The organism is Rhizobium sp. L43 (assembly GCF_002531725.1).
Taxonomy (GTDB): domain Bacteria; phylum Pseudomonadota; class Alphaproteobacteria; order Rhizobiales; family Rhizobiaceae; genus Rhizobium.
This window is the reverse complement of record NZ_NWSQ01000044.1, coordinates 1-25,020: the sequence shown is the minus strand read 5'-3', so window position 1 is coordinate 25,020 and position 25,020 is coordinate 1. Positions and strand designations below refer to the sequence as shown.

The 25,020-nt window shown below is 58.6% G+C and carries 26 protein-coding genes and 2 pseudogenes; 8 read left to right on the top strand and 20 right to left on the bottom strand.

Features of this window, described 5'->3' with window-relative positions:
• Positions 1–367: 367 nt before the first annotated feature.
• A complete protein-coding gene (locus CO667_RS32530; RefSeq protein WP_054185970.1) occupies positions 368–703 on the top strand; it encodes a hypothetical protein in 336 nt (111 codons plus the stop codon).
• A gap of 166 nt (positions 704–869) precedes the next feature.
• Entirely contained in the window at positions 870–1,814 is a 945-nt protein-coding gene (nodD1, locus tag CO667_RS32525; protein ID WP_097622125.1) for a transcriptional regulator NodD1, read from the top strand.
• Between the two features lie 353 nt (positions 1,815–2,167).
• On the opposite strand, the gene CO667_RS32520 is transcribed toward nodD1, so the two are convergent.
• The 8 genes and pseudogenes from CO667_RS32520 to nodB form a co-directional block, all read right to left on the bottom strand.
• Entirely contained in the window at positions 2,168–2,584 is a 417-nt protein-coding gene (locus CO667_RS32520; protein ID WP_088397132.1) for a cupin domain-containing protein, read from the bottom strand.
• A gap of 205 nt (positions 2,585–2,789) precedes the next feature.
• Entirely contained in the window at positions 2,790–3,578 is a 789-nt protein-coding gene (locus CO667_RS32515; protein WP_097622124.1) for an ABC transporter permease, read from the bottom strand.
• A 3-nt stretch (positions 3,579–3,581) separates the two neighbouring features.
• On the bottom strand, positions 3,582–4,532 hold the full coding sequence (gene nodI, locus CO667_RS32510) for a nodulation factor ABC transporter ATP-binding protein NodI (protein WP_280953262.1): 951 nt from the start codon (positions 4,530–4,532) through the stop codon (positions 3,582–3,584).
• 63 nt (positions 4,533–4,595) lie between these two features.
• Positions 4,596–4,888 (bottom strand): annotated as a pseudogene (locus CO667_RS32505) (carbamoyltransferase C-terminal domain-containing protein); the annotation flags it as partial.
• Between the two features lie 109 nt (positions 4,889–4,997).
• Positions 4,998–5,213 carry a carbamoyltransferase N-terminal domain-containing protein gene (locus tag CO667_RS32500; protein ID WP_008536485.1) on the bottom strand — a complete coding sequence of 72 codons (216 nt, stop codon included), beginning with the start codon at positions 5,211–5,213 and terminating at the stop codon, positions 4,998–5,000.
• Between the two features lie 36 nt (positions 5,214–5,249).
• Entirely contained in the window at positions 5,250–5,861 is a 612-nt protein-coding gene (gene nodS / locus CO667_RS32495; protein WP_097622122.1) for a nodulation methyltransferase NodS, read from the bottom strand.
• A 15-nt stretch (positions 5,862–5,876) separates the two neighbouring features.
• Positions 5,877–7,208, bottom strand: a complete 1,332-nt coding sequence (gene nodC, locus CO667_RS32490) for a chitooligosaccharide synthase NodC (RefSeq protein WP_097622121.1) — start codon at positions 7,206–7,208, stop codon at positions 5,877–5,879.
• Positions 7,209–7,215: 7 nt separating this feature from the next.
• The gene (gene nodB, locus CO667_RS32485) at positions 7,216–7,875 is read right to left on the bottom strand and encodes a chitooligosaccharide deacetylase NodB (protein WP_088397127.1); all 660 of its coding nucleotides are present in this window, start codon (positions 7,873–7,875) and stop codon (positions 7,216–7,218) included.
• Positions 7,876–9,531: 1,656 nt separating this feature from the next.
• Here nodB and CO667_RS32480 point away from each other — a divergent pair.
• The 3 genes and pseudogenes from CO667_RS32480 to CO667_RS32470 all read left to right on the top strand — a co-directional run bounded on the left by CO667_RS32480 (position 9,532) and on the right by CO667_RS32470 (position 11,414).
• A pseudogene (locus CO667_RS32480) lies at positions 9,532–10,537 on the top strand (nodulation protein NodZ).
• A gap of 180 nt (positions 10,538–10,717) precedes the next feature.
• Positions 10,718–10,996, top strand: a complete 279-nt coding sequence (locus CO667_RS32475; protein ID WP_239621152.1) for a hypothetical protein — start codon at positions 10,718–10,720, stop codon at positions 10,994–10,996.
• Between the two features lie 214 nt (positions 10,997–11,210).
• Complete coding sequence (locus tag CO667_RS32470; RefSeq protein ID WP_097622120.1) at positions 11,211–11,414, top strand: hypothetical protein; 204 nt, start codon at positions 11,211–11,213, stop codon at positions 11,412–11,414.
• A gap of 277 nt (positions 11,415–11,691) precedes the next feature.
• Here CO667_RS32470 and CO667_RS32465 read toward each other — a convergent pair whose 3' ends face one another.
• The 11 genes from CO667_RS32465 to CO667_RS36430 all read right to left on the bottom strand — a co-directional run bounded on the left by CO667_RS32465 (position 11,692) and on the right by CO667_RS36430 (position 21,147).
• Positions 11,692–12,357, bottom strand: a complete 666-nt coding sequence (locus CO667_RS32465; RefSeq protein WP_054185960.1) for a Crp/Fnr family transcriptional regulator — start codon at positions 12,355–12,357, stop codon at positions 11,692–11,694.
• 31 nt (positions 12,358–12,388) lie between these two features.
• Entirely contained in the window at positions 12,389–12,547 is a 159-nt protein-coding gene (ccoS, locus tag CO667_RS32460) for a cbb3-type cytochrome oxidase assembly protein CcoS (protein WP_004674425.1), read from the bottom strand.
• Entirely contained in the window at positions 12,544–14,829 is a 2,286-nt protein-coding gene (locus CO667_RS32455; RefSeq protein ID WP_097622119.1) for a cation-translocating P-type ATPase, read from the bottom strand. The genes ccoS and CO667_RS32455 overlap by 4 nt, the downstream gene beginning before the upstream one ends.
• Complete coding sequence (locus CO667_RS32450) at positions 14,826–15,311, bottom strand: FixH family protein (RefSeq protein ID WP_007637017.1); 486 nt, start codon at positions 15,309–15,311, stop codon at positions 14,826–14,828. The genes CO667_RS32455 and CO667_RS32450 overlap by 4 nt, the downstream gene beginning before the upstream one ends.
• On the bottom strand, positions 15,308–16,882 hold the full coding sequence (gene ccoG / locus CO667_RS32445) for a cytochrome c oxidase accessory protein CcoG (protein ID WP_097622118.1): 1,575 nt from the start codon (positions 16,880–16,882) through the stop codon (positions 15,308–15,310). The genes CO667_RS32450 and ccoG overlap by 4 nt, the downstream gene beginning before the upstream one ends.
• A gap of 167 nt (positions 16,883–17,049) precedes the next feature.
• A complete protein-coding gene (locus CO667_RS32440) occupies positions 17,050–17,235 on the bottom strand; it encodes a hypothetical protein (RefSeq protein ID WP_054185956.1) in 186 nt (61 codons plus the stop codon).
• Positions 17,236–17,246: 11 nt separating this feature from the next.
• Entirely contained in the window at positions 17,247–18,110 is an 864-nt protein-coding gene (gene ccoP, locus CO667_RS32435) for a cytochrome-c oxidase, cbb3-type subunit III (protein ID WP_088397122.1), read from the bottom strand.
• Position 18,111: 1 nt separating this feature from the next.
• A complete protein-coding gene (locus tag CO667_RS32430) occupies positions 18,112–18,264 on the bottom strand; it encodes a cbb3-type cytochrome c oxidase subunit 3 (protein ID WP_004674411.1) in 153 nt (50 codons plus the stop codon).
• Positions 18,265–18,272: 8 nt separating this feature from the next.
• Positions 18,273–19,007 (bottom strand): cytochrome-c oxidase, cbb3-type subunit II, encoded by a 735-nt coding sequence (gene ccoO / locus CO667_RS32425; RefSeq protein WP_007637025.1) that lies wholly within the window; start codon positions 19,005–19,007, stop codon positions 18,273–18,275.
• Between the two features lie 8 nt (positions 19,008–19,015).
• Entirely contained in the window at positions 19,016–20,638 is a 1,623-nt protein-coding gene (ccoN, locus tag CO667_RS32420; RefSeq protein WP_007637026.1) for a cytochrome-c oxidase, cbb3-type subunit I, read from the bottom strand.
• A 284-nt stretch (positions 20,639–20,922) separates the two neighbouring features.
• Entirely contained in the window at positions 20,923–21,147 is a 225-nt protein-coding gene (locus CO667_RS36430) for a hypothetical protein (RefSeq protein ID WP_179874264.1), read from the bottom strand.
• A gap of 317 nt (positions 21,148–21,464) precedes the next feature.
• On the opposite strand from CO667_RS36430, the gene CO667_RS32410 reads away from it, so the two are divergent.
• Positions 21,465–21,908 carry a pseudoazurin gene (locus tag CO667_RS32410; protein ID WP_007637029.1) on the top strand — a complete coding sequence of 148 codons (444 nt, stop codon included), beginning with the start codon at positions 21,465–21,467 and terminating at the stop codon, positions 21,906–21,908.
• Positions 21,909–22,074: 166 nt separating this feature from the next.
• A complete protein-coding gene (locus CO667_RS36100; RefSeq protein WP_097622117.1) occupies positions 22,075–22,314 on the top strand; it encodes a hypothetical protein in 240 nt (79 codons plus the stop codon).
• A 567-nt stretch (positions 22,315–22,881) separates the two neighbouring features.
• On the opposite strand, the gene hemN is transcribed toward CO667_RS36100, so the two are convergent.
• Entirely contained in the window at positions 22,882–24,234 is a 1,353-nt protein-coding gene (gene hemN / locus CO667_RS32395) for an oxygen-independent coproporphyrinogen III oxidase (RefSeq protein WP_097622116.1), read from the bottom strand.
• Positions 24,235–24,570: 336 nt separating this feature from the next.
• On the opposite strand from hemN, the gene CO667_RS36425 reads away from it, so the two are divergent.
• Positions 24,571–24,702 (top strand): NAD(P) transhydrogenase subunit alpha, encoded by a 132-nt coding sequence (locus tag CO667_RS36425; protein WP_088397119.1) that lies wholly within the window; start codon positions 24,571–24,573, stop codon positions 24,700–24,702.
• Positions 24,703–25,020 lie beyond the last annotated feature (318 nt).

Here is a 25,020-nt window from a genome sequence, read left to right as displayed (position 1 = left end):
CATGCGGCGCCCTTTGCCATCCGGGATGAAGGGGGATTGCGGCAACGACATGCGCAAGACCACCGAGGATAGAAGTCGCGATTGGGTGAAAAAGCACCGCCGAAAACAGTGGGTTTGGCGGACACTTGGTGGTTCGGGCTGGCAAGACGTCGTCTCATGCATCAAATGGATGACTCGCATTTAAACAATAGATTTCACCAATTTTCGCGGATGTTCCATAGACGGCCATCTCCACTCCACCGGGTATGATCCGTTGAAAGGCTCTCGACCAATCGAACAACACCCGTAGCCCCGAAGTACCGGCGGCGGGAATGGCATCAATCCTACTTGGTGTCGCCTGGCCTTAGCCAACGAAAGGAAACGTCCCATGAAGGTTATTGGCTACTACCACGTCATCGTCGCCGCGTTGCTCGCATTGACATTGCAGGCCGGGCCGTCGTTTGCAGCAGATGATCGTGACCAAGATTCCGGCCCGGCGATAAGTGACCTCCGCGCAAACCAGACCGGTGCCGACAAAACCCATTCAGCAGAGCACACTCAAGACTGCAATTGCCAAGATGCACCTGCCGAAGAAGGTGAATGCTACGAGTGCGTCTTACCCCCCGAAGTACATATTCAAGACGCCGAAGTCATCGACGTCGCAGACCGCAACCTATATCCGCGGAAATCACTGCTACTCGCCAGAATGATCAGGCGCCACTGAATCTTGTCGGTTGAAGATAGCAGTAAGACCATTGAAGCCACGGCGGCTGGAATGTCGATACTTTCCCAATTTTAGGCGACCCTTTGCTTGCTGATCTCTCTCGGCGCCGCACCGCGAGACCGAGCCTTTTCACCTTTTCTCTCCCCACCTCGCTACGGATGAAGACATGCGGTTCAAGGGCCTTGATCTGAATCTCCTCGTCGCACTCGACGCCCTGATGACCGAGCGTAATCTCACGGCGGCGGCGCGCAGCATCAACCTGAGCCAGCCGGCCATGAGCGCGGCCGTCGGCAGGTTACGCACCTATTTCAATGACGACCTTTTTACCATGGTGGGTCGCGAACTCGTTCCAACCCCGCGTGCGGAGCGGCTCGCGCCTTCGGTCCGCGAGGCTCTGCTTCACATCCAGGTCTCGATCATATCCTGGGATCCGTTTAGCCCGGCTCAATCGGATCGCTGCTTCAGAGTCATCCTTTCCGATTACGCCGCACTCGTTTTTTTTGAAAAGGTCGTGAGGCGTGTCGCCCGAGAAGCGCCCGCCGTCTGCTTCGAGTTGCTGCCTATCGCCGATAACTACGATGATTACCTGCGGCGCGGTGACGCCGATTTTCTCATCTTTCCGGAATTGCTCATGTCGCGCGCACATCCTAAGGTGACGCTATTCGAGGAGACCCTCGTGTGCGTGGGCTGCCGCTCGAACAAGCTACTCTCGGAGCAACTTACAATCGAGAGGTATATGTCGATGGGACACGTTGTGGTGAAGTTTGGGAACGCCCGGACGGCTTCCATCGAGGAATGGTGTTTGCTTGAGCACGGGCTTAAGAGACATGTCGAAGTAGTCGTGCAGGGCTTCAGCATGATTCCGTTCATGCTTTCAGGGACCGAGCGCATAGCGACAATGCCCTTACGCCTGGTCAAGCAGCTCGAAAAGACAATACCCCTGCGGATCGCTGACCTTCCGCTACCGTTGCCCGCGTTCACACAGGCCCTCCAATGGCCCGCCCTTCACAATAGTGATCAGGCAAGCCTCTGGATGCGGGACGTGCTATGTCAGGAAGCATCCCGCATGCCCTCGCCGAATGAGGTAATGAGACGTCTCAGGATTTCCTAGCATTCTTACGTGGTTTTGTCGTTGGGCGTGATTCATGGCGTCGGAATGAGGGCCACTTTGAGACGCCGCCGTTACAGCCTCACGGATGAGCGATCGTGTCGCCGCTGGCCCAACAGCCGCGCTGACTGACTGACGACCAAGCATGGAGGAACTGGACAGATGCTCTCCTACGCCCGCCGTTCAACCGACCAATGAAACAAGCTCCTCGACAGTTTTGTCGACAACGCAAGTCGAAGGTTCACGCAGCTCCAATCGACACTAGCAAGGAGCGGCAAACCAACCCCTAATATGGGACGGGTTCACCACATCCGAGCCGTGGCGCCAGATTGCCCTCCGGTGATACCTCAACGTCTTTATTTTTGCGGCAGAACATTCTCACTGCCCCTTTCCACCTGATCGATCACGAGCAGCTTTACCGGCTCGGTGCCGTTGTTCGCCCCTTTATGCCATATCCCCCAGGACTCGACGACAAAATCCCCTGCCGTGAAAATGCTTTCTTTCCCAGATTCTGTATTGGTGACCGTGATTTCCCCGGAAAGCACATAGCCATAGCGCTGATAGCGATGCTGATGAATTGGTAACGTCGCACCGGGCGCAATCTCATAAATCGAAGCGATGACCTCGACGTCCTTCCGTGGAACGATGATGGGCTGACCGGCAATCGTACGATCGGTCCTTAAGATAAGCGTAGCCGCGACCGCTTTGTTTTCGAACGCGTTCGCGGGACACGCCAGAGCAAAGAGCGCCGTGGCGATTGAGATGACCTTCATTTGCTTTTCTCCTGATGCACGCCGGATCTTCCTGAAGGGTGTTTGCTACCGAGTTCGGCCAGTTGCAGAGCGAAAACCTGCATCGTCTCACCGGCGCCGACACGGGTTCATTTGTTCCCAGACTATGATGACTATCTTCAGAGCTCTGCGGGTCTTTTCCAGACACTGCGTCGCAATACCCCTCCTGGCGTGGTTGCGAGTAGCGTCAAGACATCAGGCGCCGACGCAACAGCGCTGCCGACAGGAAGAACGGCAAAATCGCGTAGATGCAAAGCGCGCCTATATGCAGGCCCATGCTGCTCGCGGGACGCCCAAGCATTGCCGGGCGTATGAGGTCGATCGCATGCGCTAGAGGCAAGAACTGCGCTACCTGCTGAAAGGTCGGGGGCAGTTGCGTGATTGGAAACACCGCGCCGCACAAGAACAGCATTGGTGTGAGGACGAGCGTCTGGTAAAAAATGAAATACTCGTAACTGGGCGCAAGTGCCGTGACTACCATCGCCAGGCTCGCGAATGCAAATCCAGTGAGCATGATAACTGGCAACACATAGAGGACTGACGGCCACGTCGCATAGCCTAGCACGGTGGCGACAATTATGATTCCCGTACCGGCAAGAAATGCCTTGCTCGCTGCCCATGCCAACTCACCCAGGATGATGTCCCCGAGTGTCATTTGTGTGTAGAGCATGGCTTCCCAGGTGCGTTGGGCGTGCATTCGCGTAAAAGCCGCGTAAATCGTCTCGAACGTCGCAGACGTCATCGCGCTTGTCGCCACCATGCCGCCCGCCAAGAACGCAACGTAGGTTGTGCCGTCAACGCGACCCACAATAATTCCGAGACCAAGGCCGAGGCCAAACAGGTAGATCATAGGATCGGCCAGACTTCCAACAATTGACGCAAGTGCTACTTTCTTCCATGCCAGATAGTTGCGTCGCCATATCGCAATCCAGTTAAAAGCGTTGGCGGGCAGAGCCGCGGCACAACCTTCACCCATCGTTCACTTCTCCATCTCGCGCCCGGTCAACCGCAAAAACACATCCTCAAGATTCGGCGGACGCTGCAGAATACGCAAGCCCGCGCGCTCCCGTAACCGCACACGCACCTGCTCCGGGTCGGACACATAGCAAAAAAGGGTCTCGCCGCTAATTTCGATGCGATCGGCATATGGCCCGACCAGCGATTCCAATTCATGCGGATCGCCGCCGTAGATCTCAATGACTTCGCACCCGATCAGTTCATCGATCAGGTCATGCGGACGCCCTTCGGCAATGCTGCGACCTCTTTCGAGTACGCAGAGTCGATCGCATAACCGTTCGGCCTCTTCCATGAAATGGGTGGTCAAGATGATCGTTTTGCCGCGCGTAAGCAGGGAACGCAGGCGCTCCCAGATCAGGTGGCGCGCGTGTGGGTCGAGACCGGTGGTCGGCTCGTCCATGACAAGTAGCTGCGGGTCATTGATCAACGCACGCGCTAGCGTCAGGCGCCGCTTCATGCCGCCTGAAAGTTCAGACACACGCGCATTCACCTTGCTCTCTAGGCGTGCAAACTCAAGGAGCGACGGCATGACCGCTTCAACTCTGCGTGTATTCATGCCGAAGTAGCGGCCGTAGACCAGCAGATTCTCGCGCACAGTGAATTCGGGCTCAAGGTTGTCGAATTGCGGCACCACGCCGATACCCTTGCGCGCCAAACGAGCCTGGGCAGGTACCGGCACGCCGAGCACAGTAATCTTCCCCGCATCAGGGGATGTCATGCCAAGGATCATACGTGCGATCGTGCTCTTGCCCGCGCCGTTCGGTCCAAGCAGCCCGAAGCATTCCCCCGGGGAAACACGGAACGATAGCGCGTTGACCACGGCCTTGTCGCCATATGTCTTGCTTACGTCGGAAAAATCTATTGCGGGCATGAACATGCCCTCATCTGACCGTCGGGCGCCGTTGACTGGCATTTCTTCGGTTGGGTGGGTTCTTCCTGGTCTATCGCACCGTATGTGTTCATTGCGTCCTCATTAAAGGGCTGCAGCAGCATCCGGGAAAACGCCTCGTCCGTGGTAATTGGCAATCGTGTTGCAGAGCAGCCGAATGTCCCTGAGCTTTTTATATTCGACGAGTACCTCGGCGACTTCGTGGAGAGAGTGCCTGGAATGGTCTGCAATCGTGCAGATTCATCGAGATGGACAACAGCCGGAATTCTCTCCTGGCGTCCCATCCGCGTCTGATGCTTAAACAACATATCGCAATCCGGAGTTCGAGGGCTGACTATATAAGGCGCACGGTCCACCAGGCAGATCGGCGCCACGAGGCGGAGCCACGGGCGCGGGGGCCGCGCGGCACGTATCACGAGGATAAGTCTTGTAAGGAAATGCCCTGTCATTGGAACGAGTCCGGAGCCCTCGACGGATTCGAGAGAACTTTCAGCATTGCATCCCAGCCATCGATGATGATTTGATCAATAACGCGTGGATCCGGACCGTGTTGCGCCAAGCGGCGCCAATCGCGTCGAGATTGTCGACAGTTTCATATCGCGGGTTGTTGCCCCGCTTCTCCTGCTCGACGCAGAAGGCGAGCCACCCACCCTCGACAAGCGCGTCCGCTCCGTCACGGGTCAATTTAATACCACAGACGCGCATAGTGTCTCCATGTCTGAACGTCGAGGGTTGGGGCCGCTAGGAGGCCGGATTTCGGAAACAGGCGAGTAAGCAATCTTCGTTGACCGACTCACCCCGACACTCAAGCCGCTCTACCTCGAGCAAAGTTTCGTTCAGCATGCCGAGGACCGTCTCAGCACCAGCAACGTGGCCCCAGCGACGACAATTGGCGTCGCGCGCCGATCCGAAAACCAGATATCCATCTGGCGCAAGCATCCGCACTAAATTCCGAACAGCCCCTCTCATCTCGGCTATTCCTCCGATGTAGTAGAGCACTTCCGCCACAACGATCAGATCAAACCTCTCGTCAGGTGAAAACTGTTGAACATCAGAGACTATCCAGCTGATGTGCGGATAATCCCTCATGCGTCGACGCGATCTTTCTATAGCGTGAGGCACAACATCGATCACGGTGAGCCGTTTGCAGTGGGGGGCTAGCTGCACCGTAAATGCGCCGGCAGCGCATCCCACTTCGAGCGCATTTGAGATGGATCCCTGGGCAAGCGCCAAGCGGAGCATTTGCGTGTGACGCTCACGCTCGAATGGATTGGCGTCGAGTCCCCATGGATCGGGTGCAGCCAGTTCCCGATTCAGCAATTGATAATTGTCGATCTGTGTCAACTCGTTCACCTCGGTAAATAGATCTTACTCGTCGCTGCACATGCAGTCAGACGTCGTTCGCGCGGCAGGATCGCGGGCGGGGTTGAGCCTTCGAGGCGCTGTCGCATGTCCAGAACATTCTGTAGTGCGCGCATCAGTCGCCGGATGTTGATTCGAGTTGCCAGCAGAGCTGCGCGACAGCCAGTCGCTATTGCTCAGCGTGCACAGCGCGTAGGCTTTCAAGGGAAGTAGCAGAAAAATATTGATGAATGCATGCAGAGAGAACCCGAGGAACCGTAGTTGGCGGGCCCGAAGCGCGACAACGCTGCAGTGGATCATCGTCATGGCCACAATCATCAGGGCTGCCAACCAAGGCACGGTGCCCGTCAATGCAAGCTGTGCGAGCCCCGTCAGCACCGATAGTGCCAGAAGCGGCGGTCCGAGGTTCTGTCCGACAACGTCGAGCGTAAGGAAGCGATTGAGGTTGGGCAGCAGGCGCAGCCCAAGCAACGTGTCCCGGTACGTGCTCCGCGCCCAGCGTAGTTGTTGGCGCAGATACGGTCCTAGCTTGTTCGGAACGACTGTCGCTGCGATGGCGCTCGGCACGTACTCCGTTCGAAAGCCTGCCTTCAGCATGAGAATGGTGAGATGCCGATCCTCACCGAAATCGCTTGGCTTTCCCCGAAAATACTGTGATTCGTACTGGTCAAGCAGCGAAGCGAGCGCAGAGCGACGGTAGATAGCACATGGACCGCAGCAGCACATAACGGCTCCGAAGCGAGCTTGTGCCGCACGCTCCTCGTTGCAAGCCAGCCAGTACTCCATATCGATCAAACGGGTCAGCCAACTATCGTTTCGGTTGCGGGCCGTCAACTGTCCCATGGCCGCGCCGACAGCCGGATCTTGCATTTTAGGCACGAGTTTCCTGATGACGTCAGATGCGAGGATCGTGTCGGAGTCGACGTTTAACACCATATCTCCAGCAGAGCGGCGTATCGCGGCGATCTGTGCCTTCCGTTTACCGACATTCTGGGGAAGCAGGAGAATATTGAATCTGGGGTCTCGTGCGAAGGCCTCGTGCACAGGTCGCAAAGCCTCGCGATTTTCGGAACCGTCATCAACTAGGTAAACCTGCAGCCTTCCCCCGTATTCCTGACCCGCAATAGAAGCCAGGCACTCCGAAAGCGTGCGGGGATCCTCGTTGAAGCTTGGCACGATGACATCTACGCTGGGCAGCTCGTCAAAGCCGTCCAAGCCCTGGGACGCCAATGAAACATCGGTCGGCAGAGAATAAACGGCCTGCATGCTTTTATAAGCAGTCGAGAGAAGTGTATAAAGCGAGACGGCGACAGTGCTGGTTGTGTCAAGCATATCCATCGGATCTTCAGAACTCCCGAGTAAGCGAGCGGAATACAAAGCCGCGATCATGTAAAGCTGGAATTATCCTAGATAACGCCATAATAGTCTGGTGGCGCAGACTGCGGTCAGTTCCTTGCTGCATTTCACTGGAGGGACAACCGTCGTGCAAGAGCACGATTGACCCCGGTCGGACAGACTGCAGCACATCATTGACAATGGCGTCGGCCCCGGGAAGAGACCAGTCTCGTGGATCTACCGACCAGTGCACGGCAGTGAGTTCCGCATTCGCCGAAGCCTTGAGCACTTCTTCGGTCCAGATGCCGTAAGGAGCCCGGATGTGCCGCACCACCGCCTGAGGCGCCGCCATTTTTATGGCTCTGTTTGTCTCGAGTATCTGACGTTGCACCTCGTCGGGTTCGCAGTCAGACAGGTCTGGATGCGTCATTGTGTGGTTGGCGACTTCATGCCCCTCTGCAATCATTCGCTGGATCAATTTCGATTGATCGGCCAGGAACTCGCCGATGACGAAGAATGTTGCCGGCACCCGGTGTTCAGCCAGAATATCGAGAATCTCCGGTGTACAAAATGGATGCGGACCGTCGTCGAACGTCAAATAAACGCTGTTACGACCAGTGCCGTCATCGCGCTCACCGTGCACTTCGCACGAGCAATCGAGGTGCGTCATTGTTCTCGTCCTTTCCGGTAAATTATCCTGGTGTGCCATTCGGAGACCGGCCGCCCAAAGGGTAGGATGATGACGCCGCGCGTGGACGCAGGTCGAAACGCGCGCGGGGCAGCGTGTAGCGTACGCCGTTTCCCAAAATAGCGGTCACCAGACCGCCTCGTCTGAATCTGTCAATACCGCGGCTCGTTGCGGACTGCACCGAGTGCGAATGTAAATTCGAGCGATAGATGATCCCTCGACATGCTCGGAGTTGCGATTCCTTTTCCGCAACGGTTCCCAACGCACGTTAAAGCGCATGCAAAGGCCTCATAATTTTTGCCGATTTGCCAAAGCGTCCGATCTTGCGATCAAAGTGACGATTGGTGGTGAATCCCCGAGCTGTCGACGATCGCAAGGTGATGCAATGGGCTGATCGAACGCTTATGTAAGCATCGCATTCCAAAGCCACACATTTGACCCCTCTACACCACTGGCGCGCCATCGACGACTTGATTTCTGTCAAGATGCCCGTCTAATGGATGACGCCATTCAATTCGTAAAATCGATTGTTTGGATGACACCCATCCACGCCATAGATAAAATTCTGCCTCCACGGGTTCCTGCTAACGGACCGAGCCTGTTGTCGTGGCTGGCGCGGGACTTGCGTCGTCGCTCCCTTGAAGAACTTATCATGGCTCGGCATTGGCGGCTTTTTAACCTGCTCTGGGTAAAGCTCTGGAGCAGATTGAAACCTTCCGGAAGCCTGAAAGCGCCGGATAGAATTGCTCGGCTATGGCTGTCAAACGACTCGAGGAACTTGTCTCACTTGCCGAATTGAAGAACTGACCCCATCGGTTTGCGGTTTCGTTAGATCCGAGCGCTGGCCCCAATCTTCCGCAGATGGGCGGAGCGTCGCTTTTGGCTAAGCGATAACTGTCGCCCGGATGGTGACCACCGTCGAGAGGTGAAAGCAGGCGGTCCATGCTGTGACGACCACACGACTACTTGAGGGGATCAGGATCGAGCCGTTGTCGTAGCGCGGGACACCATTTGGAAGACACCCGGGCGCGATTGGCCTCCAAGTGCAGGTAACCGAGCTCGTCTGAATCAACAACCTGGGCCGCGGCACGACATCGACTGCTTGTCCAGCGAGCCGCAGTTGTGAGACTTCGCCAGCATCGCCGCCACGGTGGCAGCTGTGACGATGGCAGTGGTGCCCACAGTTATCCATGAAGCGGATGGCGATTATCCAAACAATCGATTTACGGATTCCCCGGGATGCTCCAGAAGACGCATGAAATGACGAGATCAGGTACCGGGAAGGGACGGGAATTGGCTAGATCGGCGCCATCCTCGATGAATCGGCGAAGCGCGCCAACATGAGCCGTACCGCAACATACGTCATCGCCCATTTGCACGGAAGCTCCGGCCTCTCGCTCCGACCCAAGTGCGATGCCGATGGGTCGGATCGGGTGCGAGATAAAAGACTGAACGATGACGGAGGGATATGCGGCGGCTTGAACGCCCGGACTGAAAAGGCGTATGGCGCCGCAACTTCCAGTCTGGCAGAAAATCGTAAATCTGTGAGACGAAGGGTCATGCATAAAAATTGGCGAGAATCACGATCGCTGATGCAGGTCCGAATTGATATGCAGAATTTCAGCAGATTTTAAGCCGATGCGCTTTTCCAGAACGAGGCAAAGAACATGCTCGCTGAAGAGGGATCGGTATGTTGTTTCTCGACGGCGGACTGGTTTCGGTGATTGTCTGTGGTCGCTGGCGGCAGCTTGGCGCTATGCACAGCGAACGGGGCGGACGCTGGCCATCGATTGGCGTGGCTCCTGCTATCTCAATCAACCCTTCACGAACGCTTTTACGGTGTTCTTCGAGCCGATTCAAGATATTGCTGGCGTACGGGTGATTTGCGATGACCAGATCAACCAGTTCTCATTTCCGGGACCGTTCTTCCCATCATGGTGGAACAAGCCCACAATCGAGAGCGTTTGCCGCCCCGATGAACAAATTTTCCCGGAACGGGACGAACTGACTGAGCTTCTTCAAGCCCAGGACGATACTGATACCAACAGGGTAGTTTCTGATGCCTGTTTAATGTGGCGGTGCGACCAAGCTGCCGAACGCCAGATATTTCAGAGCCTCAACCTTAGACCTGAAATTCAGGCTCGTATTCACACCATCTATCAGGAGCACTTCAAGGGGCGCAGTATCATCGGTGTGCACGTACGGCACGGCAATGACGAAGATATAATGGACCATACGCCCTACTGGGCCGATCCGGAGTTCGCCTTACGCCAAGTGTGCACTGCCATTGAGAAGGCCAAAGCGCTACCGCATCGACGCCCTGGTTTTCTTGTGTACGGACAGCGCGCAGGTACGGGACCATTTACTGGGTGTGTTTCCCGATCTAATCACTATCCCGAAATGCTTCCAGGCGGCACAGGCCGGGCTATTACACAGTGCATCGCTGGGAGCGGACGGCGGTATCTCTGCTCTTACAGAGATGTACCTTCTCGCCCGATGCGATACGGTAATTCGCTTTCCGCGGACCAGCGCCTTCACGCGCTATGCCCGTCTCTTCGTGTCACGTGTTATTGAGTTCGACTTGAAAGATCCGACTCGCTTGATCTTGACTGACGAGTCGTCCGAGCATGAGCTGGCTTTATGAACCGGCACTCCGCTGAACAAATTCTCGGCGCCCTCGCAGGATTGACGAGAGGTCTTCACTGGATCGTAATGTGGGCGCAGCACGCGACGAGACAAGGCGGGGGCGCATCCTCTCCTAGCGTCTCGCGCGCCCAAAGGCTTGCCGGATCATTGTTGTGAGGGTAGCTATTGGGCGCCTTCGGTGAATGGAAACGGCACCGCGCGCTCGACCCGCATCATTGGCATAGCAAGCTCGCACGTCGGCGATTCCGATCGGACGAGGACATTCGCGCGCCGCAGCCTCGTCGGCGCCTTTGCCGCCGCCCTGCCTGATGCGAGGGCCTTCGTCGGGCTTGGTCGACAGATCGCCATCAAGCTGATGTTCGTGCTCTATGCGGTCGTGGGCGTGGCCGGTGCCGTTGTTTATTCCCACATTCCGACACGTCTGGCAAACCGCGCGAAGAAGCCGCCGCCGCGCTAGGTCCTTAGCGCGCATCGTCCTTGCAACTCGCAGCTCAACTCACGACGCATTCGCAGGCGTGATCGGCTGCGAAAGACAGAAGATGCACTGTTGTAGTCTCCGGCTCCCGCCGCTGCTTGCATGACGGCTTGCGCCAGTCGTTGACAAAACTCAATTGGCCAGTCACCATTCCCGTTGCCCGGCCATTTGTAATGATTAAGTTTGAGGTGGTGCCATGCCTCGCATGATCAGGTTCATGCTCACGCGTTTGGCGACGGGGTTCGCAATTAGATCCGCCGTGGGCTTCTTCGTTTGGCAAAATGGATTTGCCGCGGCAGGCACGCTTGAGAATTATCTCGCGCAGGGCCTGTTCATCTACCTCTTCGCAAGCACCATCAGCATGGGTTATCTCGCGACGGCCCTGCTCCTCGAAGAATAACGCCGGACGCTCTCCGTCGCATGTTGGTGCTCGTTGCGCCCGTTCGTCTGCACTTCCCTATTAAGCCCGCCAGTCCGACGGTATCCGCATGTGTCGTCAGCGCCACCGTTGATGCGGACAAGGCCTGAAGCAAGCGATGAAGACAGTCGAGATGGCAAGAACAATCCCGATGAGCATGACGTCCTGGTACATTTGCGCCTGGCCATAACGGAGCAAGCGATTGATCGCCACATTGACGGCGGTCGAATTCCGGCGCGGTTATCGCCCTGCCCCGAGGTCAGCACGCCTTCCGCAGCAGATCGACGCTGTCGACCACGACGACCCTGCCTCTGACTTCGACCCCTGCAGGACCGAGGGCAGCGAAAGCCCGCGAAAGGGCTTCGGGCGCAACACCGAGTTTGCCGGCCAGAATTCTCTTCCGGTAAGGCAGGCGAAAGGTGGCCTGCGATGCTGAGGCCGGGCAGCGGCTGACGAGGTAATTCGCAACACGCTGTGCAGCCGTGTGCAGCCGGTCTCCCGCTATGCAATCCATGGCACCGAGCAGATGCTGGGTTATGATGCGCATCACGTTGCGATGCATGATCGGATAGCGGTCGGCGAGCACCCGCAACTCCACAAGGTCGAACAACGCGACCTCTGCGCCGTCGGCGGACCATGCGCTGTAGGTGTAGGAGCCGCCTCCCGACAGGAGATATTCGCCGAACGTCTCGCCCGGTTCGCAGATGCAGATATCTGCCTGGCGCCCCGCGGATTCCGACTTCGAAAGTCGCACGAAGCCGCGCATCACGCAATAGACGAACGACGCCTGCTGGCCCTCGGCGATGATCCGCTCGTCCGGTGCGAAGATCTGGAACTGAGCCGTGTCGGCCAGTTCTTCTATCCTTGCTTTGTCCAGGCCGTGAAACAGGTCAGATCGCAAAAGTATGGGATGTCTCGATAGCATCGATCTTCCTTTCGTTTCGGCCGTGAGCGGTTCAAGGTCTTTTGCAATCGGTTTCGTCCTCGACGAGGATTCGCCAAGCTGCTCCTTCAAGGTCGTCGTACTGGCGGCTCGTCAGCGACCAGAGGAACGCCAGGAGACCCATTCCCCCCATCAGCAGTGCGATCGGCATCAGATAGATCAGCATGTTCATGTGGTTTCAACTTCCGCACTTCCCCCGGCAAGCGGCTCGCTCCGTAGGCCGGGGCGCCTGCCGAAGGCATTTAATCGCAGCGCATTCGTCACGACGATGATCGACGAAGTCGACATGGCCACCGCCGCTATCAGCGGCGTTGCCAGGCCGGCGATTGCGATCGGTACCGCAAGCACGTTGTAACCGATGGCGAGAGCAAAGTTCTGGCGAATGAGGCTGGCGGATCTTCGCGCAACGGCGATTGCTTCAGGAACGGCATCGAGACGATCGTTGAAGAAGATAAGGTCGGCGGCTTGCCTGCCGACGTCGGATGCGGTTGCGGGCGCCATCGAGACCTGCGCGGCGGCCAGCGCCGGTGCGTCGTTGATCCCGTCGCCGACCATGAGCACGCGATAGCCCTCGGCGCCCAGCCTCTGGAGTTCCTCGACCTTCTGTTTCGGCGCCAGGTCGCCCAGAGCTTTGCCGATACCGAGAGCCCGCGCTGTGTTGTCGACGACGGCCTGCCTGTCGCCGGATACTATCAGCGTTTCGATACCGGCTGCAGCGAGCTGGCGGAAAGCCTCGGCGGCGCCCGGACGAAGCGTGTCGTCAAACAGGAAACGGGCGAGATCAACGCCGTTTTTCGACAGGACCACCTCCGAAAACGGACTATCGCCTGCGGGCGTGAGCCCGGTTCCGCAGGCAAAGGCCCGGTTGCCGAGCCGATAGAAGTCCGCTCCTTTCCAGGCTTCCAGCCCCCCGCCGGCGATTTCCGTGACCCTGTCGAAGGCGAAGGGGTAAGAGATCTCTATGTCCCGCACCAGACCCTGGGAAAGCGGATGCCGGGAATGCGCCGCCATTGCGCAGGCGATGGCGCTATTGCCCCCGTCGATCGCGTCGGCTCGGACGAGGCGGGGCCGGCCCATCGTCAGGGTGCCGGTCTTGTCGAAGGCCACGATGTCCGCGTCGGCCAGTCTTTCGAGCGCCGAACCGTCCTTCACCATGATGCCCCTGCGGAAAAGTTCGCCGGCGGCGACCACCTGGACCACCGGTACAGCAAGGCCCAATGCGCAGGGGCATGTGATGATCAGCACCGCGACCGCGACCAGCATGGCCTGTTTCCAATCGCCGCCAAGCAAGCCCCAGGCGAGAAAGGAGGCCAACGCCAACAGGTGCACGGCGGGAGAATAAAGTGCTGCGGCGCGATCGGCGACCCGGCGATAACGAGCCCTGCCGCCCTCGGCCGCTTCCATCAGGCCGATGATCTCGGAAAGAAGTGAATCCCTTGCCACTTTAGTCGCCCGCAGGACGAGCGAACCGGTCAGGTTCATCGCACCCGAATTCACCGCGCTGCCTGCGGCGACGGCGACCGGGCTGCTTTCGCCGGTGACGATGGAGAGGTCGACGTCGCTCTTGCCGCTGACGATCATGCCGTCGAGGGGGATGCGTTCGCCGGCCGCAATCGAGATCTCGTCTCCAACTGCGATCTCTTCGACCGCAACATAGCGCCGCGACCCGTCCGCCATTATCAGCAGCGCACCGCGCGGCGTTAGTCTGACAAGCCCATTGATTGCAGCGCGCGCCTTTTCCCGCATGACATGATCGAGCGTTCTACCGATCAGCAGGAAGAACAGCAGGGACACCGATGCGTCGAACCAGACATGCTCGCCATGGTGCACGGTTTCCCACAGGGAGACTGCATAGGATAGCGTCACGGCAAGCGAGATCGGAACATCCATGTTGGTGCGCCCGCTTTTTACCGCGTTCCACGCCGATTTGAAGAAGAGGCGTCCCGCATAAACCAGCGCAGGCGCCGCGATCATCGCCGAGATCCAGTGAAACATGTCGCGCGTGGCCGCATCGGCGCCCGACCATACCGACACCGAGAGCATCATGATGTTGGCGGCCGCAAAGCCGGAAACTCCGATCGCCAGCAGTAGCTGGTTCCGGATCCTGTCGGTTTCGAGTGCTGTCGACGTGATGAGATGGGCGCGGTATCCGGCCAAAGTGATCGCGGCGAGGATTTCGGAGGGATCGGTCGCCTTCGCCTCGATCTCCTCCTGATAGACGCAGCTGACACGTCTGGCGGTGAGATTGACCCGGGCTTTCCTGACGAACGCAAGCGCCGACAGTGCTTTTTCGATGGTCAATATGCAGCCGCCACAGTGGACGTCGGGCACGCTGAGGTCGACCTGGCGTAATCCAGCCCCGAGCGGGTGGCTGGCAAGGCGTACCTCCCCGGCGCTGGCAGATGTCGCGCTGAGGGCGAGAACGCTTTCCGCATCCATCGAACAGCAGGTCATTGGCGGAACTCCGCGGTGTCGAAGCGTTTGGCCTCATGCATGACGACCGCCCCATTCATTCTCGATATGGCCTCGACGATCCAGTCGCCGGCGACAACCTGGTGATCAGCTTCGAACCGCCCTTCGCCCGTCTTCCGGAGCGTCAAGCGGAAATCCTCATGATCGCCGACGGGCCGCTTGAAGTTCAGCGTGACATCATCGATCATCGCAGGCGTGCCGGCCTTGTCGTGGATGTCGTAACGGATTTGGCTGCCCTTAACGACGAGCGCGCCCTCGACGCCGGAGGCGGCCATTGCCTTCATCGCTGCCGCCCTGGCGTTGAATTCCTGGCTGGCCACATAGGTGTTTTCCACGACGATGCCACTCCAGCTGGACGCAGCATAGAAGGCCATGGTGGCGTTGACGGCGATCACCACGGCGAAGAATGCCGAGGTGGCAAGCAGCACGTGCAAGCCGGTAAAGCCTCGAGTAGATGTCTTCATTTCACGTCTCCCGGCGCGTTGAACGCCGCGCGATAGCTCGCCCGGTCGGCTTGACCGGCGTCTTGGCCTATATCTTCGATGACGAAGAGGAATTCGTTGATCTCTGCCCCGTCGGGGGCGCGCGTGACGAAGACCTTGAGCGTCGTGGCCGCGTCGGGTTCGACGTGAGCGGTGAAGCTGCGGACATCCTGCCTGCCGAACTCGGGAATGCGCATTGTGCCCCCCTCCAGCCCGACGAGGGTGATGGTCACGTCCCGCGGCTTCGGCACCATGTTGAGGACACGCAGCGTGTAGCCGTTTCGGATGGAGCCGTCGCTTTCCAGAACATATTGAGGGTTCCGGTCGTGGACGACGTTGAGCCCGAGCCGATCGCGGAAGGCGAGATGGACGACCATGGCGATGCCGATCAATGCCCAGACGACACCGTAGAAGACGGTTCTTCGGCGGAAGATGATGCGCCAGTCGAAATGCCGGACGGTCGGGATGAAGCTTCCGTCGTCGTTTCGGACATTGGAGGGCTGGATGGCTGTCCGTCCTCCGTCAGTAGCAAGCGACATATTGCTCGAATATTCCTTGAGCGTCGCATAGGCGATCAGGCCGTGTGGCTTTCCGAGCTTGTCCATGACGCCGCCACAGGCATCGATGCAGAGGGCGCATGTGATGCATTCCATCTGCTGGCCGTCGCGAATGTCGATCCCCATCGGGCAGACGGCGACGCAGGCATTGCAGTCCACGCAATCGCCCACCGGCAGACCCTGAGCCTTCTTGGCATGGCGCGACCGCTGCTCGCCCCGCCAGTCGTTGTAGGTGACAACAAGCGAATTCTCATCCAGCATCGCGCCCTGAATGCGCGGCCACGGACACATATAGGTGCATGTCTGTTCGCGCATGAGGCCGCCAAGCACATAGGTCGTCGCGGTCAGGGTGGCGATCGTGGCATACGCAGCGGCAGGAGCGCTGCCGTCAAACAGTGAAGCCGCCAGGCTCGGCGCGTCGGCAAAATAGGAGATCCACGCTCCGCCCGTGGCGACGGCGATCAGCAGCCAGATCGCGTGCTTGATCACCCGCTTCCTGAGCTTGTCGAAAGTGAAGGGGTCGGCATCGAGCTTCATCCGAGCGTTTCGGTCGCCTTCGACAGCGCGTTCGACGACGAGAAAGAGATCGACCCAGACGGTCTGCGGACAGGCATAGCCACACCAGGCGCGGCCGACAGCGGCGGTGAGGAGGAAGAGGCCGAAGCCCGCCATGACGAGCAGGCCCGCCACATAGTAGAATTCCTGCGGCCAGATCTCGATGAAGAAAAAGAAGAAGCGCCGCGAGGCGAGGTCGACGAGGATTGCCTGATTGGGCGCATAGGGACCGCGATCCCAGCGAATCCATGGCGCGAGGTAATAGGTGCCAAGCGTGAGCAGCATCAAGACCCATTTGAACCGGCGAAATGGCCCTTCGGCGCGTTTCGGAAAGATCTTCTTGCGCGGCGCATAGAGAGGCTGGCGATTGCGCCGGGCGTTGACGGGTTCGACGCAAACGCGGTCAATGTCATTTAGATTGGAGCGGGTATAGAGATTCATAGGACCTGTCCGATTTTCACCACTCTTTTCCCAGCCGTGGCGCATCTGTTCCTTGATGCAGATCAAGAACGACCGTGCAGAAGCGAAAAGGCCACGCCCCAGAGTAAGGGCGTGGCCGGAGGACAGCGGCGGAGAAACCGCTGGGACGTCCTCCACAGGAGCTGAAACTATCGGCTCGTCTGCATGTGGTCTTTGAGGCAGATCAAACTCACCATCGAATTGCCGATCTTTGCCGGGTCGTCCTGCTCCGAAGACGCAGGCATCTGTTGGGCGCGCGCTGAGACACGCGATCGGATAACAGCACGCGGCGTGCCGTAGAGACGGAGGATCGGATTGCGGTCGTGGGCTGTCATGTCTTTTCTCCTTACGTGCCGCCCCCGAGCGCATGAACGAAAATGGTAAGCTCGTTGACCGTTGTGTCCCCCAGGCGCGCTGCCCAGGCAGGCATGACGCCATGTTTGGGAGAGGCAACCTGACGAAGAATGGCGTCTTCACCCCGCGACTTCAGCCAGATTGCATCGGCGAGATCCGGCGCACCCATTTCCGCCTTTCCTTTTGCGTCCTCGCCGTGACATGGGGCGCAATTGTCGAAGAAAACCTGTTTTCCGGCCGCCGCCAGACCGACATCCGAGGGCGTATTGGTCAGCCCCCAGACATAGGCGGCGACCTGCTTCATCTGGATGGGCTCCAGAACACCGGCAAAGGGCGGCATTTCGGAGGAATGGCTATCCGTATCGCCGTCGAAGCGGATGCCATGAGCGATCGTGGTCTGGATGGCATTCAGATCCCCGCCCCACAGCCAGTCGTCGTCGTTGAGATTCGGAAACCCCGGACCGCCGCTCGCTCCCGATCCATGGCAGGGCGCGCAGTTCACCTTGAAAGCGGATGCGCCGCCAGCGATCGCGAATTCACGAAGAGCAGGATCCGCGGCGATCTCCTCCACTGTCTTGGCAGCGATCAGATTATGGAACTTCGTCTGCGATGACTTAGCGAGATTGAGGTCCTGCTGCAGCTCGGCGCGCGTTGAATAACCGAGATAGCCGTTAGTGGCGGAAGTGATCATCGGGATGGCCGGGTAAGCGATGGCGTAGCCGATCGCCCAGAGGATCGTCACGTAGAAGGTCCAGATCCACCAGCGCGGCATGGGATTGTTGAGCTCTTGGATGCCGTCCCATTCATGACCCGTCGTTTCGACGCCGCTCAGTTCATCGATATGCTTTTCCGACATCTCAATCGTCCTTCAAGGGAATATCGGCGGCATCTTTCGCCGTTTGCTTGCTACCTGGGCGAAGGGTGAGCATGACCGCGCCGACGAAGAATGCCGCCATTGCCAGGAGGCCCCAGCTGTCGGAGAAGTGTCTCATTGCAGTGTAAGTTTCCATGGATCACCTCACCGGTAGCCGGTCGCGTCGTCATAGGTCGAGAAATCAACCAGCGTTCCGAGCATCTGCAGGTAGGACACCAGCGCGTCCATCTCGGTCAGCCGGGTTGGATCGCCGTCGAGATCGCCGACATTCGCATTTGGGTAGCGCTTGAGTAGGGCCGCCGCGTCCGCGTTCGGATCGGCCTGGGCTCTCATGTCGGCCTCGGCATTCGCCAGCATGTCGTCGCTGTAAGGCACGCCCACGTCCTCATTGGCCTTGAGGTCCTCTCCGACACTCCTGACCGTCACCTCCTTCTCTTCTAGGAAGGCGTAGCTCGGCATGATTGATTCCGGCACCACGGCCCGCGGATTTGCGAGATGCTGGACGTGCCATTCGTTCGAGTAACGCCCCCCGACGCGGGCCAGATCTGGCCCTGTCCGCTTGGATCCCCATTGGAACGGGTGGTCGTACATCGATTCCGCTGCGAGCGAATAATGGCCGTAACGCTCGACCTCATCACGGAACGGCCGGATCATCTGGCTGTGGCAGAGATAGCAGCCTTCACGGATGTAGATGTTCCGTCCGGCGAGCTCTAGCGGCGTGTAGGGCCGCATCCCTGCCACTTTTTCGATCGTGTTCTGCAGGTAGAACAGCGGGGCGATTTCAACGATGCCGCCAATGCTGACGACCAGCAGCGAGCCGACCAGAAGAAGCGTCGCGTTCTTCTCGAGGGTCTTATGTTTATCAAGTAACGATGCCATGTCTCACCTCACTCGGCAGGCTGTGCCTGGGGCACCAAACTGGTCGGCATTGGGGCTTCGTCGCGCAGGTGGCCTCGGAGCGTCATGAACACATTCCAGGCCATGACGAGGCCACCGGCCAGGTAGAGTGCTCCGCCGACGGCACGCAGCACGTAATAGGGGATCATCGCCGCGACCGTTTCAGCGAAGGAATAGACGAGGAAGCCCTGGGAATTGTATTCTCGCCACATCAGCCCCTGCTGGATGCCCGCGACCCAGAGCACCGCGGCGTAAATCACAATCCCGAGCGTCGCAAGCCAGAAGTGCCAGTTGACCATCCGCAGGCTGTAGAGGCGCTCGCGCCCCCACAGTTTCGGCGTCAGGTAGTATATCGCCCCGAAGGTGATCATACCCACCCAGCCAAGTGCTCCGGAATGCACGTGACCGATCGTCCATTCGGTATAGTGGCTGAGCGAATTGACCGCCTTGATCGACATCATCGGGCCTTCGAAGGTCGACATCCCATAAAATGCGATGGCGACGATCATCATCCGGATGATCGGGTCGGTGCGAATTTTGTCCCAGGCGCCCGAAAGGGTCATTAAACCGTTGATCATGCCGCCCCAGGAGGGCATCCAGAGCATGACGGAGAAGACCATTCCGAGCGTCTGCGCCCAGTCAGGCAGCGCCGTGTAATGCAGATGATGCGGGCCGGCCCAGATATACATGAAGATCAGGGCCCAGAAGTGGATGATCGACAGCCGGTAGGAATAAACCGGGCGGTTGGCCTGCTTCGGCACGAAATAGTACATCATGCCCAGGAAGCCGGCGGTGAGGAAGAAGCCGACGGCGTTGTGGCCGTACCACCATTGGGTGAGTGCATCCTGGACGCCGGAGAAGAGAGAATAACTCTTGGAGCCGAGGAACGAAGCAGGAACAGCGAGGTTGTTGACCACATGCAGCATCGCAATGGTGACTATGAAGCTGAGATAGAACCAGTTTGCCACGTAAATATGCGGCTCTCTGCGCTTCAGGATCGTTCCGAGATAGACGGCCAGATAGGCGACCCAGACGATGGTAAGCCACAGGTCGACGTACCATTCAGGCTCGGCATATTCGCGCGCCTGATTGATGCCGATCACGTAGCCGGTCGCGGCCATCACGATGAACAGCTGGTAGCCCCAGAAGACGAACCAGGCGAGTGTTCCTCCGAAGAGACGCGCGCGACAGGTGCGTTGCACCACATAGAAGGATGTCATGATCAGCGCGTTGCCGCCGAAGGCGAAGATCACCGCCGACGTGTGAACCGGTCGCAATCTTCCGAAATTCAAATAGGGCGCGATGTTGAGGTCGGGAAAGGCGAGCTGCAGCGCGATGATCACGCCGACGAGGAAGCCGACGACGCCCCAGAACACCGTGGCGATCAGGCCGTAGCGGATTACCTCATCGCAATAGCCCGTAAGGTCTGTTTTGCGCTGTTGGCCCGTCGGCGAAAACTCTGCGTTTTTAACAAGCAGCAGCGTTCCCACAACCAGGCAGAGGCAAAGTATACCCATATGGACTGCAAAGAGATGATCGTGCGCGAATGCCGCTGCGAGCAGCGCCAGAAACGCTGCGACCGCGACCACCATCGTTTCTGTCGTGTAATTCATGATGTCGTCCCCAGTGCGCAGACGACCGCCTCGCGGCCGGCTTTCTCGGATTTCGAGGCAGGACTGTCACGAAGACGGGAACGGCTCCTTGATCTACATCAACAAGCGGACTGGAAGCGGTGGACGAACGGACGTTGTTACACTCTGTTACAAACTTTCCCCTTTTGGCACCGCCCGCTATTCCCATGTGACGCAGCTGCTTTCTACCGCACCCACTGCCACAAGGGGGTATGAAGATGCTGTGCAGAACACCACGCGTCCGTCGAGAAGACGTTAAAAGCTCTTCATGCCGGCCAATCCCTCTCGTCGCTTTTCGTAGGCTCGGAGGCGGAAGCCGTCGCGGCCAGTAAGGCGATTTGGTGGGAGGGTGATAAGCCAACCATCTCGTCCAGGTGGAAGAAGGTGTCGTGCGCCTGCTTCGTTTCATCGGCGAAGATCATCGCGTGATAATCGCTCTTCACTTCGCCGACGATCTCAACGGCGCGTCGTTTTCGGAGGATTCCTGTCAAAGGGTCAACTTCCACACACGCGACACCGGGGGATCGACATTAATGCCCTCGCGAACTCCCGACGCGATATGAGCTCAGTCGCGGCAATCCAAAGCTGGTTCAGCAGCGCCGACGTTCGCCGAGCGTGCTTGTCCTCCGGTGATTCCTACATCGCTTGCAGGCTGCCATGTCCCTCGCAAGGGCGCTGGGCAAGCAGGCAAAAATTGGGATCTTCTGCCTTTTATTCCCGAATTTGACGGGCATCAAAGAACCCAAATCCGGCATCTGCTAAAAACATTCATGAGGCTGATTGGGTCTCGCAGAACAGGAGCTTGCAAATGCGGTTAAAATTCAGTCCGATCGCTGCAGCAGCAGCCTTGATTGTCTCGGCAGCGCCGTTGATGGCGGCCGACCATCAGGTTCGGATGCTCAACAAAGGCACGGAAGGCGCGATGGTGTTCGAGCCCGGCTTCCTGAAGATCGCCCCCGGCGACACCGTCACTTTCATCCCCACCGACAAGGGCCACAACGTCGAAACCTTCAAAGGCCTCATTCCGGATGGCGTTGCGGAATATAAGTCAAAGCCGAACGAGCAATATCGGGCGAAGTTCGATGTTCCAGGCGTCTATGTCCTGAAATGCACCCCACATTCCGGCATGGGCATGGTTGCCTTGATCCAGGTGGGCGACAGCCCGGCCAATCTCGAAGCGATCAAGACTGCAAAGGTGCCGAACATGGTGCGTAAGCGGCTCGATGCCGACCTCACACACATCACCCAGTGATAAACGGCAGGTGCGGATGGCCGCGCAGCCCATGAAGATGGCGTTCGCGGGGGCTTTCTGCCTCTCAGGAGCAACTGATGCTCCCGTGAGCATCGAGCAGAGCCAGGCGCGTCAGGCAAGGCGTCCAGGCAGTGGTTAGCGTCGGACACGGTTGTCGGCAAAGCCAATGCCGAAACTTGGCTGGATCATCGAGAACGTCAATGCGGCCTGTGAAAAGAGCTATGATCTGCACGGCAGACCTGCGAAGAAACGCGTGGGCGAGATCACTGGCCCGGCGGCAATCTCGCTGACGACGAATATAACGAGGTCGTTTTTTGCGGGCAGTCGCGAAGGAGATGCCAGCCGAAACCCGCGGTTTCGTTCCGGTCGTCTAGGAATTGCACGGAAGGCGCCGTCGAACGTTTGATCGAAATCCCGCGGCAGGCAAGTCGTGCTACAATTACGAGACCCCTGCCCTCGTCCTTCGACGTGCTCGAACAACCGCTTTCGTGAGCGGGCGAGAGCCGTCGACCATGCGGCGCTCGGTAGCTCACCTCGCGACAAGGCTCCTTCAGGCGCCTGAGCGGCCGCCATAATCGCGATGGGCACATTTCTGCGGACCGGCGCTTGCCGACGCCACCTGAAAGGTTCGACGTCAGTCGCCAACGATATCCTAGACCGCGGCCTGCCGAGATCGAGCTGTGCTTCAATGAGCCGAAAAGCTCGACGGTAACGACCTCGACGTCCAGGCGGTGATACGGGCGCGCGCCCATCTGCTTGCGACAGGGCGCCCGATGACCGTATTTGTGAGTGCGCCCGCCCTGATTCACACGAACTTGCGACGTCGATCCTCGTCGACGTGCGGTTGTCGACGGGACTCCTGGGAAGATAACCGCAGGGTCCTCGATCGAGAAACGGGAACTCGATGTCTTCTCGCGCGGCCTTTGATGCGTTTCGTGTCGCCGGAACCGATGCAAACTTCCGGCGACATGCATTAGGCTGCCTTGCTGTGCGTGTGCCCGTGCGAGCCAAAATAGGCGTCGAATGCTGCCGCGACTGCACGGACCATAAAGCGCGCCTCCTCGCATACGACAATCCGTTCACCGCTGATCGTCACGACGCCGTCGGCCATGAGCTCGCCGAGACGGTCGTTGCCCTCGACAAGGAAGCCGGTGTCGAAACCCGACCCGCTGCTCAAATGGCCGAGATCGGCTTCGAAATCGCACATCAGCCTCTCGATGACCCTCGCCCGAAGCTTGTCCTCCTCGCTGAGAAGATATCCCTTGGCGGTCGGCAGCACCCCGAAGGCAATCCGCTCGGCATAGAGGCCGAGAGGCACGTGGTTCTGCATATAGCCGGCCGGCAGCCGCCCGATCGCAGATGCGCCGAGGCCGATCAGGCTATCGCAATCATCCGTGGTATAGCCCTGGAAGTTTCTCCTCAGCGCTCTGTTGCGCGCGGCGAGTGCCAACTGATCGTCCGGCAGTGCAAAATGATCGAGCCCAATGCGCTGATATCCGGCGTTCTGCAGCTCCTCGGCGATCACTTCCGCCTGCTCGTTCCGCTGTTTTGCGTCCGGCAGCGATGCTTCGTCGATCAGGCGCTGATGTTTCTTGAAAGCGGGTATGTGAGCGTAACCGAAAACGGCGAAACGTTCGGGACGCAGTTCTGCAGCCAGCCGGACCGTTTCGATGCAAGATTGGACGGTCTGTTTCGGAAGGCCATAAATCAGGTCGAAGTTGATGCTGCTGACGCCTGCTGAGCGCAACCCGGCGACCGCCCTTTCCGTCTGCTCAAAGGATTGCAGCCGCTTGATACCGGCCTGCACGATCGGATCGAAGCTCTGGACGCCGAGGCTTGCGCGGTCGATACCGTTTTCGCCGAGCGCGTCGATCATGGGGGCGACCAATGTGCGAGGGTCGATCTCGACTGCGACGCCGGCTTTCGCTTCGAATGTAAAGGCGCTCCTGAGCTTTGCCATTAGAGCCGAAAATTCCTGCGGCTTCATGACCGACGGCGTGCCGCCGCCGAAATGCACGTACTTGACGGGCACGTCGTTTCCGGCCGCAAAGGAGATAAGCTCGATCTCCTCCTTCATCACGTCGAGATAGTCGGCGACTGGAGCGTCTTGCCGGGTGATGGTTGTGTGGCAGCCGCAGTACCAGCATATCGAACGGCAGAACGGGACGTGGAGATAAACCGAAACCGGGCCAGCCGCGGCGATATGGGCGAGGTTGCCGACATATTCATCCGGCCCCACGGCAGCTGAAAAAGCCGCCGCCGTCGGGTAGCTCGTATAACGCGGAACCCGCGCATCGCCGTATTTGGCGATCAGATCATCGGACATTTTCGCATCCCTTCTCAAAACAGGATGCTTTATGACCTCCGGCCGCGCCGGCTTCCTTGTCCCAAATCAATGATGACGTCTCAGGCCAGACTCAGCCCGATCTTTGTCCGCTGTGAAAGTCAGCACTTTCGAACCCGCCTAACATCTCGTTCTGACATGGGTCGAGCCGCGGTCCCGTCTGTTCGAAGAGACGTGGCACAAGGAAACGAGCAAGAATGCCTGATACCGGGTGAAACAACTCAAATTGATGTCCGCGTGGTGTCGCCGGTCGAGCCGCATCCCACCGTCTCGGCACGCTCCATGCGCTGGCCCCCGGCGATATTTTGCTGATCGCCAGTGGAAACTGGTGCCGGCCTAACGGCGGAAATCTCGAACGAAGCCTACCGAAATGCGGAAGTCGTGGTCGTTCCAAGTCCACAGGCCCTCGCCGCGGCCGCCGACGTGATCGTCAAGGTGCGCTCCGACTAATGAGGTCGCCCTGCTGTCGCCTGAAAAGACGCTGATCTCTTTCATCTATCCCGTAGCCAACAACGAGTTGCTCGAGCGGGCTCTGCATTCGGGCGCGAATATAAGCGCCATAGACATCCCGCGCATCAGCCGTGCACAGAAGATGGATGGGAAAGATCGGGAGCTACCGAGCGGTCATCGAAGCGAGTGCGAACTTCAGGTGTTTCTTCACCGGGCAGATCACCGCGCGGTTTTTCCAGGCTCTCCTCAGTTTTACGTCGCCTTGAGGTCCGTCAGCACCTTGTCAAAAGCATCCTTGACCGGCTTTGAGATTTCCTC